Raw genomic sequence first — 13,462 nt, forward strand, 5'->3', positions numbered from 1 at the left:
CAATGAAAAAAGTAGCAGTATTTGGTAATGCTGGCGGCGGTAAATCAACTCTCAGCAAGGCATTATCCCAAATCACTGGTTTGCCACTTCACGTCTTAGACAAACTTAAATTTAAATCTGGGGGTGCTGAAGTTTCCAATGAAGATTATCAGCATATCCATCAGCAAATTTTGACTACTGACCGATGGATTATTGACGGATTTGGTAGCATAGAAACCCTCTGGCCACGACTGGATGAGGCGGATACTCTGATTTATGTTGATTTACCCCTATATGTACATTTCTGGTGGGTCACTAAAAGATTTATCATAGGTTACTTTCGTCCACCAGAAGGCTGGCCTCAAAATAGTCCAATCTTGAGGAGTTCCCTGAATAGCTACCGCACACTTTGGTTATGTCACAAATATCTAACCCCAAAATATCGTCAATATATTGAGCAGGCTAAAAACACAAAAAATGTGTATCACATTCGTTCGACTCAACAGATTTCGCAGTTTTTTGAACTAATTGAAAATGAGACTAAGTTGAAAGATGTACACTAACTTTACTAATCACCAGCTACAAACAACCTCTTAGGAATTATCCCTTTGATAAGATTCCAAAATTCCACTACGAACCATCAATTGTGGCCAAATAAATACAAAAAAGCCCATCCAAGTGAGTACCGGAATAGACACAAGAATTGTGAGCCAAATTGCCTTAAATAATAACCAACTACCACTAATTAAGATTAAAGATGTCAGAACTATAGACCAAGGCTGACACCACCAAGGTTTATAATCCCAAGGATTTAAAGGCTTTTGTTCAGTCATAAAACATCATAGACGGCGTGAATCAGACAGGGATGAGAGGCTAGAGATTAGTGTGTTTCAGAACTCAATACTTTTCTTACTTTACACCCCAAAACCCTTACACCCCTGTGTTGTTTAATCAACCATTCACAATATATTGCGAATTGACCGCCGCTACACGGCCAGCATCAACCAAAGCTTGATAAACCATCACCGCTACCTCAGCCCGTGTCGCATCGCGGGTAGGATTAAGTTGCTTCAGGTTAGGATGATTGACAATAATTCCCTTGTCTATAGCTTTTGCTACCGCATCTTTGGCATAATCAGGAATTTTGGCTTGGTCATCGAAAATTTTGATCGCGTTGGCTACATTACCAGATGTGCCTAACTGTAGTCCATTGATTAGAGAAACTACAACTTGCACCCGCTGAATATTTTGGTTGGGACGAAATGTATTATTAGGAAAACCAGAAAGAAATTGACCTTGATATGCTTGCTGAATTACTTTAGATGCCCAGAAGCTGGCGGATACATCTTTAAATTGGGCTGCTGCACGCTTTGAGGGTGGTGCAAAAGCTTTGACAATTAATGCTGCATACTGCGCCCTGGTCATCGTTGCATCGGGTTTAAAGGTGCGGTCTGGAAAACCGTTGACTATACCTTGTTTGATTAATTCCCGAATAAAGGCTGCTGCCCAATGATTAGCAATATCGGTTAAATCGAGGCTGGGTGTTGGGGTTGGTACTGGTGTTGGGGTTGGTGTTGGGGTTGGTGTTGGTGTTGGTGTTGGGGTTGGTGTTGGTGTTGGTGTTGGGGTTGGTGTTGGTGTTGGGGTTGGTGTTGGTGTTGGTGTGGGCGTTGGTGTTGGTATAGGGATAGGTACTGGTATTGGCGTTGGCGTGGGGGTTGGTACTGGTGTTGGGGTTGGAGTCGGGGTTGGTGTCGGCGTAGGAACTGGAGTGCTGGCAAACTGGATATTACCGCTGACTTTGCTAGGGTCAATTTGATTACCAACGGAAATTAGTTGATTAGAACTGGCATTTTGTAAATCGAATTTAGCGTTATTGCGGAAAATATTACCTCCAGGACTGGCAGCACTACCTAAATCTGGTAAGGCAGTGGAAATTACAGTTAGACCATCGTCGGTATTATTTTCACTAACATTGTTGCGGAGGATGGGGCGGGCGCTACCAGAAACGACTATGCCAGAACGGTTTTCGGAAATTTTGTTATTTAAGAGGGTGGGTGAGGCTGTATCACTGATGGCTATGCCAAAACCTGTTTTAAAGCAGGTGTTATCTTGAATTTGACCTTGGGAATTTTTAGCGATCGCAATTCCATTGGCCGCATTCTCTGTAAATACATTACCTTGAATCACTGGGTTAGCATCACCAGTAGCGAATACTCCCTCACGCTTACAATTTTTGAAGGTGCAATTAGCAATGGTGGGAGTAGTGGATTCTGCCCAGACACCACTACCGCGAGAGGCGGGGTTTGTCACACTCACTCCCCGGAGTGCAGCACCATCCATCATGACAAAAGTGACGTTTTGACCAGCAAAAGTCCGGCTGAGGTAAGTACCACTACCTTCAATTAAAATACTGCTACCTTTGTTTGCTTCGTTACCAATTACTTTGACACCAAATGGAATGGTTAAGGGGAAAACTTCTCCACTAGCGACGCTGTAATTTCCATCTGTGAGTTGAATTGTTGTATCTGGTGTAGCAACCTTGAGGGCTTGGGTAATTGTTTTAAAGGGCGCTTGTTGGCTACCAGAATTAGTACTATTTCCAGTTAAAGGATTTACGTAAAAAGTTTGAGGCATATTTATACCGCTAAAAAATACATAGTCATACTATTAGCTTTAACTTTGCGAATAGCTAGTTATCGCTAAAATTTGCAACATTGACTACCAAATTTAGCTGGTAAATTCCAGAAAAGCTGCTATTTGCTACTTATTTTACCTTGATTGGCTCATAACTAAATTCATCAAACTATCTAACAGGCGATCGCGTGACAAGGATGTGAGTTCTTTACCGTACAGCATTTCCTGTATAATTACGTAAGAAACTAAGGAACCCATGAAAATATGGGCGATCGCTTCTGGATCTATAATCCCTAATTCTGGATGGGCTGTAAAATACTCACTCAACAATAAGCGACCGCGTTGGACAACTGTTTGATTATAAAGTTTGGCGAGTTCAGGAAAGTTTTGTGACTCAGTAATAATCAAGCGTAACAGTGCCAAATAATCAGGATTCTCGGCAACTTTAGTTAAGTAAATTTCCCCAACCTGACGTAATAAACCTTCCGGTTCGCCGTGCAATTGTGTGTTAGAAAAGATACTTTGAAAACAAGTGAGCGTTAACCTTTCCATTAACGCTTTAAACAGTCCTTCTTTATCTCCGAAGTGACTGTAAATTGTTTGCTTAGAAACTCCAGCTTCTGCACTTACCCTATCCATACTGGTTCTAGCGTAACCTTCGCGCAAAAATACCCGAATTGCACCTTGCAAAATTTGTTCTTGTTTTTGCGTAATCGCAGGTAACACAGTTTCCAGTTGAGAGGTAAAGGAGTTAGGCATGAAAAGTAAATTTTTTTGCTGATCTCTTGCTGTATCATACTGGACAGTCTAGTATGATGACCAAAATATTTTCACAATCCAGGATGCTACTATGACTCAGACTACCCCAATCCCACCGGAAAGTCTTACAAATGTCCCAGTATCCAAGCAGCAGCGCCGCAAGAAGCCAATTCCGTTACTGATTGGCGGTTTGCTGGTTATCAGTGGTATTAGCTACGCAGTCTGGCACAGTCAACCCCAAGGTGCAGTAAATATACTGAAAGTTAGTGGTCGGATTGAGGGTTATGAAACTGAGATTGGGGTAAAGCGTTCTGGCAGAATTGAGACAATTGCCATGCGGGAAGGGACGGCAGTCAAAAAGGGACAAGAATTAATCACAATGGATGACAGCAATGACCAACTCCTGCAAGACCAATTGCGTGGTGCAGAAGCTAGGATAGCATCGGCGCAATCTGATGAACAGCAAGCAATTTCTGATGTTGAGCGAGTAGAAAGAGAAATTCAAGAAATTACCAGCCAAATTAACGAAGCCAAACTGAATGTGCGTCAGTCTCAAGGCGATACCCAAGGACGAATTGAACAGGCAAAATCGAACGTTGCAGCCGCCAAAGCTCAGTTAGTGCAAGCACAAGCCCAAGTTAAACAAGCAGCCGCAGAAGTAAATTTAGCCAATATCAACCGCGATCGCTATGCCAAATTAGTCAAAGAAGGCGCTATCAATCAACAACAATTTGATCAAGCCCAAACTACTCTTGACACAGCCATAGCCACCTTAGAAGCCAGACAAGCCGCAGTTAACGCCGCACGCCAAAATTTAAGTGCAGTCGAAGGGGCGCTAACCCAAGCCAAAACTACAGGTTTCAACCCCGACATTCGCAACGCCCAGCTAACTTCGTTATTCAGAAAGCAACAACAAAGCTATGCTCAACTTAAATCTGCACAAGCTAAAGTTAAATCTGCACAAGCTAAAGTCAGAGATGCCCAAGCCTCAAAGCAGCAACTCATTACCCAAATTACCGACTCTAAAAAAGATTTAAACGTCCTCAGCCCCATAGATGGCGTAGTTACAGCCCGGAGTGCCGAACCAGGGGCAGTAGTTAACAGCCAAACAAAGATTTTGACCATTGTTGATCCCAAAACATTGTATTTTCGCGGTTTCATTCCCGAAGGCGATATTGGCAAAGTGCGCTTAGGACAAACCACAAAAATTCTCCTAGATTCTGCACCAGACAAACCCTTACAAGGCAAAGTCATTGCCATTGATCCCCAAGCTTCATTCACACCAGAAAATATTTATTTCCAAAAAGATCGAGTCAGACAAGTAGTCGGCATTCGCGTCGAAGTTACAAACCCAGATGGTTGCTTTAACCCCGAAAATCCCTACGCCGAATCAGATTTACCCTGCGCCAAAATTGGGATGCCGGCAGATGCAGAGATTCTGTTGAAGGCAGGAGGCAGTGGTTCGGCTACGCTCACCAACCAGGGGCAGGAGGCAGGAGGTTGAAGGGAACAAATCTGACTCAACAAATAATTCTCTAAGAACTCTCTGCGCCTCCTCGTCTCTGCGTGAAAAAATATGAAACAGCCACTCATTATCTCACGACCATCATCCAGCCCCACCACAACCGCCATCAAAGTACACGCCTTACACAAGCACTACAACAACCTAGCAGCCGTTCGGGGGATTGATTTCAGCGTCCATAAAGGCGAGATGTTCGGACTCATCGGCCCTGATGGGGCGGGGAAAACCACCACCTTTCACATCTTGGGCGGTGTGATGGAAGCAACGGCGGGAGAAGTGGAGATATTTGGACAGCCGGCGCGAGATGCAAGATTAATAACAGGTTATCTCACCCAACAGTTTTCCCTGTATTTAGATTTGAGTATTGATGAGAATTTACGTTATGCCGCAGGTTTACGGCAAGTAGCAGATGATTTGCTTCAAGAACGCCGCCAGAAATATTTAAAATTAATGAATTTAGATAAATTTGGCGATCGCTTGGCGGGACAATTATCTGGGGGAATGAAACAAAAGCTGGCGCTATGTTGTGCTTTAGTTTCTCAGCCAGAAGTATTGTTATTAGATGAACCAACCACAGGTGTTGATCCCGTTTCCCGGCGAGAATTTTGGGATGTGTTAGCGGAACTTTCCGCCGAGGGGATGACAATTGTCGTGGCGACACCTTACCTCGACGAAGCCGAACGCTGTCACCGCGTGGCTTTGATGTATGGTGGGCAAATTCAGGAAATTGGCACACCCGCAGATTTACGCGCTAATTTGGGCTTGCATCGCTTGGAAGTGCGAACAGCCAATTTAACAACCACAGAAGAGATACTTTCCCAGACTGTACAGAACAATATTATAGATGTGCAGATTTTTGGCGATCGCTTGGATGTACTCGTTCCAGATTTAGACGCGGGAGAAACAGAAGTCCGCCAACTTTTGCAACAACATCAGTTACCCTCCCCCACTATCGAACGTGGCGAACCCACATTAGAAAACGTCTTCGTTACTCGCCTGCGTCAACAAGGTTCTGTTCCACAGTTTTTTCCCTTCCCTCGTTCGCGTATGAGGGGAGTAGAGGGGCAGGAGAGTTTTAAACCTATACCTGTGAATCAACAGACGCAGCAACTGGCTATATATGCCCAAAATTTGAGTCGGGTTTTTGGTAAATTCCAAGCTGTGAAAGATGTCAACGTTGAGGTGCGCTACGGCGAAATATTTGGCTTATTGGGTGCTAACGGTGCAGGAAAAACCACCACAATTAAAATGTTGTGCGGACTGTTAGAAGCCAGCGGTGGGGAAATTTCTCTCGGTGGTGAAACGGGAAATTTGCGGAGTGCAGACTTACGGCGACGCATTGGTTACATGAGTCAAAAATTCACCCTCTACGACGACTTAACCATTCTGCAAAACCTCGAATTTTATAGCGGAGTTTACGGCGTACCGCGCAAACTGCGACGAGAAAAAATCGATTGGGTAATTGCTACCTGCGGCTTAGAAGGACAAGAAAATCTCGTTACTGGACAATTACCAGGAGGTTGGAAACAGCGAGTCGCTTTCGGTGCTTCCGTCATGCACGAGCCAGATATTTTATTTTTAGATGAACCCACATCAGGTGTAGATCCCTTAGCGCGTCGCCAATTTTGGAAGCTAATTAATGACTTCGCCCGCAACGGAACAGCCATCTTAGTGACAACTCACTATTTAGAAGAAGCCGAACAGTGTAACCGCATGAGTTTTATGGTTGCGGGGGAAACCGTCGCCGAAGGTTCACCGAGTGCTATCAAAGCTTCCCAACCAGGACAATTAATCGAAATTATTGTCAATCAAAATCAAACAGCTTCCAAATTACTCAAACAACACTTTGATTCTTGGCGTATCTCGATTTTTGCCGATCGTTTACACGTTGTTCTCGACAACCCCGAAAAAGAAATCAACCAAATAACGCAACTATTAGCCGCCAATCAAATCAACATCAACTCCCTACGCCCCATCCCCTTTTCGTTAGAAGATGCCTTTATTGGCATAGTAGAGCGATCGCAAATATAAAAAACTCCGCGCCCCTTTGCCTTTACTTCCCCACACCTTGGCGTTAAACAAATGAAAAGAATCATTGCCCAATGTATTAAAGAAATAGCCCAATTTCGCCGCGATCGCCTTACCTTAGCCTTAGCCTTTATCTTGCCATTTATCACCCTCATAATTTTTGGTTTTGCTATTAGATTAGAAAGCAAAGATATCCCTTTAATTGTCCAAGATTTTAATCGCACCAGCCTCAGCAATAGCTACATTGAAAGATTATACGCCACTAATCAATTTACCCCTAAACAATGGTCAGGTGGCAACCCTACACGAGATGCTATAGATAAAGGAATTGCTAAAGCTGCCGTCATTATTCCTCCTGAATTTAGCCGTGATATTCAAGCAGGCAAAAGTACAACGGTGCAAGTTTTAATTGATGCGACTGATGTTAACAACGCGCGAGTAATTAGAAATAGTATTCAAAGAGTCACAAACTTTTTCATGCAGGAGCATGGACTATTACCACCTACTAATAGTATTACAGCAAGAACGCGTTTGTGGTTTAATCCTGGCAGATTAGAATCACTGTATATAGTGCCGGGAGTGTATGGAGTTGTGCTGTGGATTTTCCCTTCATTACTGGCTGCGATCGCAATGGTTAGGGAAAAAGAAAAAGGGACAATTATTCAAGTCTACGCTTCTAGTATCAGTGCCACTGAACTCTTACTTGGTAAAGGATTAGCCTACTTATTAATTGCTATCTTAGAAACCTTAATAGTCATGATATTAGGCTCAATAATTTTCCAAGTTGGTATAGTAGGCAATCCCATAACTTTAGTAATTGGCACTCTCTTATTCTTGATGGATAGTGTACTATTTGGTTTACTTTTAGGAGTACGCAGTAGTAACCAAAATGCTGCTGTTCAAGGCGTTTCTCTCGTTGGGTTTATTACATCATTATTATTATCAGGTTTTATTTATCCCCTCAATAACATTCCCTTCCCTCTTTCATTAGCACCTAATATAGTTCCAGCGCGTTATTACATTGATATTACTCGTGATTCTTTTGTACGTGGTACAGGCTTTGCTGGAGTTTGGTTTGATTTACTCATGTTGACAATCTTGGGTTTATTCTTTTTTAACGTATCACACCGAGTTTTAAGTCGAATGCAATTACCTAGTTAATCTTAAAAAAACTGCGTAAGTATTCAGGAGTCAGAATTAAGGAGTCAGAAGGTTTAAAGAATCAGGAGAAATATTTGATGAATTAATTTGCTAATCCTCTAGATATTTCTAAATTCTGGCTTCTGACTCCTGGGTGCTGAATTCTTACAAAACTGCTTCTTCTCTTTGCGTCCTTAGCGTACTTTGCGGTTTGTTAAAATGAAACTTATTCGTCAACTATTCGACAGTCCATTTTGGGCATTAGTCCGAAAAGAAATCAATCAGATATTACGCAATAGACAATTAATTGTATTGCTAATTGTCCCGCCGACTATCCAACTATTACTATATGGATTTATCTTAAACCCTGACGTGCATAACTTAAGATTAGGTGTCATCGATTATGCCAACGTCAGCGCCAGCCGTGAGTTAGTTTCAGCTATGACATCTAATCAAATTTTTACACTTGAATCTGTACCAAGTAGTGAAAAAGATTTGAGTCGGCAAGTAGAAGAAGGCAAGCTAGATGTCGGCGTGATCATTCCTCCTGATTTCCCTCGAAAACTCGCACAAAAATCAGCAGAAATTCAGGTATTTATTGATGCAGTCAATGCCAATACAGCCGGAATTGCTGGCAATTATATGAATCAAATTATTCAACAATATAATTTGCATTTGACTCAGGCGCGAGTTACTCTGCCAATTTCCCCTGAAGTCGTATTTCTCTACAACCCTGGATTAATTAGTAGCTGGTTTTTTGTACCGGGAGTTATGGGGTTAGTTCTCACATTAATTGGCACATTAGTTTCCGCAATCACAGTTGTTCGAGAAAAAGATACGGGAACTTTAGAACAATTATTGATGACTCCGGCGGCAAACTGGCAAATTTTACTATCAAAAATTGTGCCTTTAGCTGTTTTATTATTAGGAGATGTTTTACTCGCTTTAACTTTAGCAACAGTAGTATTTCACGTCCCATTTCGGGGAAATTTTTTCCTGTTTTTTGCCCTGTCGAGTATGTATGTATTTGTGGGGATTAGTTTAGGGATTATGTTGGCTACTGTTTGCCGATCGCAACAACAAGTAGTTCTGACATCTTTCTTTATTAATTTACCAATGGTACAGACTTCTGGTGCGATCGCACCTATTGAAGCTATGCCACCTTTTTTCCAAGTTTTGTCTTTAATCAATCCCCTACGTCATTATATCGCCATTGTCAGAGGCATTCTACTCAAAGGAGTTGGGTTAGATGTCTTGTGGATTAATGTTTTGGCATTAGTAGCCTTTGCGATTGTTTTATTAACTATTAGTATTAATAAATTTCGTAGTCAATTGAGCTAAATATATTTTTACATTGCTGGTAATACTGGTTAAATTTGCAGTGTTTTTTTGATGGTAAAAAAGAATGTGCTACCCTGATGAAATTCTGATTCCACCCAAATACTGCCACCATACATCTCAACAATCTTTTTGACTATAGATAAACCAATTCCCGTGCTTGTGGAATCTTCAGTACTAGATAATTTTTGGAAAATCTGGAAGATTTTTGTAAAATATTTTTCTTCGATCCCAATTCCATTATCAGCAACACTGATTTGCCAATAATCATCTTTTTCTGTGCAGTCAACTAAAATCTTTCCTTGAGGTTTATCTAAAAACTTGATGGCGTTACTCAACAAATTTTGAAAAACTTGTTCAAGTTTAGTCTTTTCCCAATAAATAATCGGTAAAGGTTTAGTTATTTCGATTTGAATATTTTTGCTTGCTTCCAAAGTTTCAATTACGTCTCTAATCAAAACATTTAAATTAACTTCTCTTTTGTCTTCTCTCAGCCTGCCAACTCTAGAATATTCTAAAATTCCATCAATCAAATTTTGTAACTTATTAACCCTGCTGATGAGTCTATTAACTAAGTCTTTACCTTCTGCATCAAATTTGTCTGCATAATCATTTAATAACCATTCTGATAATAAACCAACACCTCTTAATGGAGCTTTTAAATCATGGGAAACTATATGAGCAAAGTCATTCAATTCTTGATTAGTATTTTTTAATTGTTGGAGTAATTCACCCATTCTTTCTTGAGATTTCTGGCGTTGCACAATCTCCATTTGAAGTTGTTTATTGGCTGTGGCTAGTTCAACAGTACGTTGTTCTACCAGTTCTTCTAAGCGTTCTTTGTATTGGCGTAACTCATTCTCTACTAATTTACGTTCTGTAATTTCAACTTGCAAAGCTTGATTTGCTGCTTCTAGTTGTGCTGGGCTTGGTAAAGCTAGTGCTTGAGGCACTAACGGGATTAATGTCAAAGAAGTATAAAAGGAAATAATCGCTGTCAGTGCTTTGATACTTCCAGATAACCAATAATAAGGATGCCAAAGGGTGAATATTTCTGTTAAATGCGTTGTGCCACAAGAAATAATAAAAGCACTGAATAAAATAAAAATATTTTTAAATGGTATATCTTGTCTTTTTCGGACGAAATATACCAACATCAGCGGAATGGAATAATAAGAGAAAGCAATTATCGAATCTGACAAAATGTGTAACCATACTAACCCTGGCTGCCATAAGTAACAATGCCCATGTGGAATAAAATTGTCTGATAGAAAAGAATTAAAAAAATCTTCCACCTGCATACCCCCCATTCTTAGTTAAAGCTTTGTATCATAATTAGACTAAAATATTAGAAATAAATAATAATTTTTTATATTTTTCTAGATGCCCATAACTAAAGCTCCCAAATTTAGTTAAAATTTGGGAGCTAAAAATTTATAAGTTCACCGCAACGCCGTTTTACCTAAGTTTATGACCTGGTTAAACCAGGTGGGTACCGATGTTGCTCGTTTAAAGTTTCCGGGTACATGCCCGGTCTACTGCCACGATAACTGTTGGTTCCCTTTTCTTTAAAGACATAGATCAAAAAACTTGATGGCAGTCACCAACGTCGCAGTGCAACTAACTCATTATAGCTTTCTCAAACAACTTGTGTGTTCAATATAAAAATTCTCTGACCAATTTAACTGGGATACCAGATAGATTCGAGGGCTTGGGCGAGATTATTTGCCGCTGCTGGGTTATATTCATCTAGCAAAACCGTGACGTGTCCCAATTTCCGCCCAGGACGAGATGCGGTTTTGTTGTACCAGTGAACTGTCGCTTGGGGGATGGTGGCTAATTGTTGGCGCTGGGTTTGATAGTCACTCTCGGAATTTTCATATCCTAGTAGGTTAACCATTATCGCCATTGGACAGTGTAAACTAGGGTTGCCCAAAGGTAGACCACACACGGCTCTAAGGTGTTGTGCAAATTGGGAAGTTTCGCAAGCATCGATGGAGAAATGTCCCGAATTGTGCGTGCGGGGGGCTATTTCGTTGACTAGGACTTGGCCATCTTTGGTGAGAAATAGTTCTATACCAAAAACGCCCACGACTTGTAGGCTATTTAAGAGAGTATGGGCGATCGCTTGACTTTGTTGGGCTTGATTGGGTGTAATATCCGCAGGGGCGATGACTCGCCGACAGACTTGTTGTTCTTGTTGGGTTTCTACCACTGGATAGCTGACAACTTCACCATTAACAGAACGGGCTGCTATTACCGCTAGTTCCCGTGTAAATGGCACAAATTCTTCAATTAAAAACTGTGATTTATTTGCTGCTTGAGCTAACTTTTGCTGTAAACTTGCTAAATCTTGGATAATAAATGTGCCTTGTCCGTCGTAACCATGACGACGTGATTTTAACACAACAGGAAAACTTAAAGCCTCTAGCTTAGATGTTAAATTCTCGATATCATCTACAGCAAAAAATTGCGGTACAGGTAAGCCTAAATCTCGCAAATAACAACGCTGATGATATTTATCTAATAATGGTGATAAAGCTTCTAACCTCGGACGAAAGCAAACACCTTGATTAGCTAATAAAGATAAAGCATCAAGGTCAACAAATTCATTCTCAAAGGTGATAACTTCACTTTTTTGGGCTAATATTTCTGTGGCTTTTGCATCATCAATTGCCGCAAAAACCGTATCTTGAGCAATAGCCACAGCCGGATCAAATTTACTAGGAGTCTGTACAATTAATTCTACTCCTAGTTTTTGCGCTGCATCTCCCATCATCCAGGCTAGTTGCCCACCACCAATTACACCAACACGCTTCATCGACATCCTAAAGATTCACGAGTTTCTACGCCAGTTTTGGAATTTACCCCACTAGCTTTACTGCACAGTTCTTTGATTTGGGCTTTATCCAACACTGCATCAGTGAAGTCTGCACCTTGAATATTCACATCTGTAAACAGGGCGCGAAGTAACAAGGCTTCTTTGAAAACGGCATCGCTCAAATCAGCCCCTGTTAAGTTTACCTGATCGACCATCGCATTAGTTAAATCGGCTTGATGAAGATTAGCTTTGGTCATCACTGAAGCACTCAAGACGGCTCCGCGCAAGTCAGCACCTGTAAAGTTAGCCATTTCCATGTTCGCGTTGGAAAATTCCGCCGCTTGCAGCATTTGTCCCGAAAAATCACGTCTACCTAGCTGTGCATTACTAAATGACAATGGATGAGTCCAGTCTACTGCAAGGGCGGTAAGAGGCAGGAGGCAGAAGGCAGAAGGCAGGAGCAAGAGGGTAAGAATAGTTATTACTGTGTAGTGATTTTTGCTCAGGTGAATTAGACAAAGTAATAAACTTGCTAAAAGTAATATTAATCCTGGTAGCCAAAACATATTGATTTTTTAAGTATTGTAGATTACCTTAGCTTAACATTTTGTAATGTAACCCAGGCGATCGCCTAAACATCAACATTAGACTACGTATTAGAGTGGGCATTTTCAGCCAAACAGGCAATCAAAATATTATTTGATGCCCATATTTAGAGATATTGAAGTTTTGGCAACAATTAAATTGTCTCATCTCACCCAAGGCTGAGTTTCTTCAGTTCAAAACAATTTTCGGAAGTTATACCAATTTAATCTAAAGCTACACCCGATAAATTCTGTAGAGACTTTACCTGCAAAGTCTCTACAACAGCCGATTAATTGCATCTTCATAAAGCAACTGTATGACTACAGCGCATACTCACTTGTATATTTACAATTCTTGATTTTTAAAAATGCGTTTTGCGATATAAATGTTTTTATGATTATTTATCTACTATAGTTATTTACATTTCTTTATTATGGATTTTCAAAGTAAAGTTTATTAACTTTTGCTTTTAACAGCCATTATCGCCTGTTAATCTTCTTATTAAGGTGAGTAGTCAGCATTGCTTGAGCATATTGATTATCCGTCTCGAATGCTTGGCCGGCTACACAAGAGGAGAATTAAGTTTAGTTTCATAATAGTTGCTTGGTTAGTCAGAGAAAGGTAGGAGGAAGGCAAAAGTTCAAGAAGTTACA

General features: G+C 40.9%; 11 protein-coding genes and 1 other RNA gene. 5 read left to right on the top strand and 7 right to left on the bottom strand.

Going from position 1 to position 13,462, the window contains the following annotated elements:
• Positions 1-2: 2 nt before the first annotated feature.
• Entirely contained in the window at positions 3-542 is a 540-nt protein-coding gene (locus IQ244_RS04285; protein ID WP_193890166.1) for an adenylate kinase, read from the top strand.
• Between the two features lie 30 nt (positions 543-572).
• Here the strand turns inward: IQ244_RS04285 and IQ244_RS04290 are convergent, their stop codons facing one another.
• From IQ244_RS04290 to IQ244_RS04300, 3 genes are all read right to left on the bottom strand, one after another.
• Positions 573-812, bottom strand: coding sequence for a DUF6737 family protein (locus IQ244_RS04290; protein ID WP_193890169.1), 240 nt, complete (start codon positions 810-812; stop codon positions 573-575).
• Positions 813-930: 118 nt separating this feature from the next.
• Positions 931-2,616: a DUF1565 domain-containing protein gene (locus IQ244_RS04295; protein WP_193890171.1), complete on the bottom strand. Its 1,686-nt coding sequence runs from the start codon at positions 2,614-2,616 to the stop codon at positions 931-933.
• Positions 2,617-2,751: 135 nt separating this feature from the next.
• On the bottom strand, positions 2,752-3,375 hold the full coding sequence (locus IQ244_RS04300) for a TetR/AcrR family transcriptional regulator (RefSeq protein WP_193890172.1): 624 nt from the start codon (positions 3,373-3,375) through the stop codon (positions 2,752-2,754).
• Positions 3,376-3,466: 91 nt separating this feature from the next.
• On the opposite strand from IQ244_RS04300, the gene IQ244_RS04305 reads away from it, so the two are divergent.
• From IQ244_RS04305 to IQ244_RS04320, 4 genes are all read left to right on the top strand, one after another.
• The gene (locus tag IQ244_RS04305; RefSeq protein WP_193890174.1) at positions 3,467-4,879 is read left to right on the top strand and encodes an HlyD family secretion protein; all 1,413 of its coding nucleotides are present in this window, start codon (positions 3,467-3,469) and stop codon (positions 4,877-4,879) included.
• Between the two features lie 72 nt (positions 4,880-4,951).
• Entirely contained in the window at positions 4,952-6,928 is a 1,977-nt protein-coding gene (locus IQ244_RS04310) for an ATP-binding cassette domain-containing protein (protein WP_193890176.1), read from the top strand.
• 51 nt (positions 6,929-6,979) lie between these two features.
• Complete coding sequence (locus IQ244_RS04315) at positions 6,980-8,086, top strand: ABC transporter permease (RefSeq protein ID WP_193890178.1); 1,107 nt, start codon at positions 6,980-6,982, stop codon at positions 8,084-8,086.
• 198 nt (positions 8,087-8,284) lie between these two features.
• Entirely contained in the window at positions 8,285-9,406 is a 1,122-nt protein-coding gene (locus IQ244_RS04320; protein ID WP_193890180.1) for an ABC transporter permease, read from the top strand.
• Between the two features lie 29 nt (positions 9,407-9,435).
• Here the strand turns inward: IQ244_RS04320 and IQ244_RS04325 are convergent, their stop codons facing one another.
• From IQ244_RS04325 to IQ244_RS04340, 4 genes are all read right to left on the bottom strand, one after another.
• Positions 9,436-10,704, bottom strand: coding sequence for a sensor histidine kinase (locus IQ244_RS04325; RefSeq protein ID WP_193890182.1), 1,269 nt, complete (start codon positions 10,702-10,704; stop codon positions 9,436-9,438).
• 137 nt (positions 10,705-10,841) lie between these two features.
• A non-coding RNA gene (gene ssrS, locus IQ244_RS04330) (6S RNA) lies at positions 10,842-11,024 on the bottom strand.
• A gap of 60 nt (positions 11,025-11,084) precedes the next feature.
• Positions 11,085-12,224: a 5-(carboxyamino)imidazole ribonucleotide synthase gene (locus tag IQ244_RS04335; protein WP_193890378.1), complete on the bottom strand. Its 1,140-nt coding sequence runs from the start codon at positions 12,222-12,224 to the stop codon at positions 11,085-11,087.
• Entirely contained in the window at positions 12,221-12,790 is a 570-nt protein-coding gene (locus IQ244_RS04340; protein WP_193890184.1) for a pentapeptide repeat-containing protein, read from the bottom strand. Before IQ244_RS04340 ends, IQ244_RS04335 begins: the two co-directional genes overlap by 4 nt.
• Between the last annotated feature and the right edge of the window lie 672 nt (positions 12,791-13,462).

It is taken from the genome of Nostoc sp. LEGE 06077 (assembly GCF_015207705.1).
Taxonomy (GTDB): domain Bacteria; phylum Cyanobacteriota; class Cyanobacteriia; order Cyanobacteriales; family Nostocaceae; genus Nostoc_B.

Excerpts from the sequence above, each read along its gene's own strand:
- IQ244_RS04285 (WP_193890166.1), top strand. The coding sequence starts at position 3 with ATGAAAAAAGTAGCAGTATTTGGTAATGCTGGCGGCGGTAAATCAACT.
- IQ244_RS04290 (WP_193890169.1), bottom strand. The coding sequence starts at position 812 with ATGACTGAACAAAAGCCTTTAAATCCTTGGGATTATAAACCTTGGTGG.
- IQ244_RS04295 (WP_193890171.1), bottom strand. The coding sequence starts at position 2,616 with ATGCCTCAAACTTTTTACGTAAATCCTTTAACTGGAAATAGTACTAAT.
- IQ244_RS04300 (WP_193890172.1), bottom strand. The coding sequence starts at position 3,375 with ATGCCTAACTCCTTTACCTCTCAACTGGAAACTGTGTTACCTGCGATT.
- IQ244_RS04305 (WP_193890174.1), top strand. The coding sequence starts at position 3,467 with ATGACTCAGACTACCCCAATCCCACCGGAAAGTCTTACAAATGTCCCA.
- IQ244_RS04310 (WP_193890176.1), top strand. The coding sequence starts at position 4,952 with ATGAAACAGCCACTCATTATCTCACGACCATCATCCAGCCCCACCACA.
- IQ244_RS04315 (WP_193890178.1), top strand. The coding sequence starts at position 6,980 with ATGAAAAGAATCATTGCCCAATGTATTAAAGAAATAGCCCAATTTCGC.
- IQ244_RS04320 (WP_193890180.1), top strand. The coding sequence starts at position 8,285 with ATGAAACTTATTCGTCAACTATTCGACAGTCCATTTTGGGCATTAGTC.
- IQ244_RS04325 (WP_193890182.1), bottom strand. The coding sequence starts at position 10,704 with ATGCAGGTGGAAGATTTTTTTAATTCTTTTCTATCAGACAATTTTATT.
- IQ244_RS04335 (WP_193890378.1), bottom strand. The coding sequence starts at position 12,224 with ATGAAGCGTGTTGGTGTAATTGGTGGTGGGCAACTAGCCTGGATGATG.
- IQ244_RS04340 (WP_193890184.1), bottom strand. The coding sequence starts at position 12,790 with ATGTTTTGGCTACCAGGATTAATATTACTTTTAGCAAGTTTATTACTT.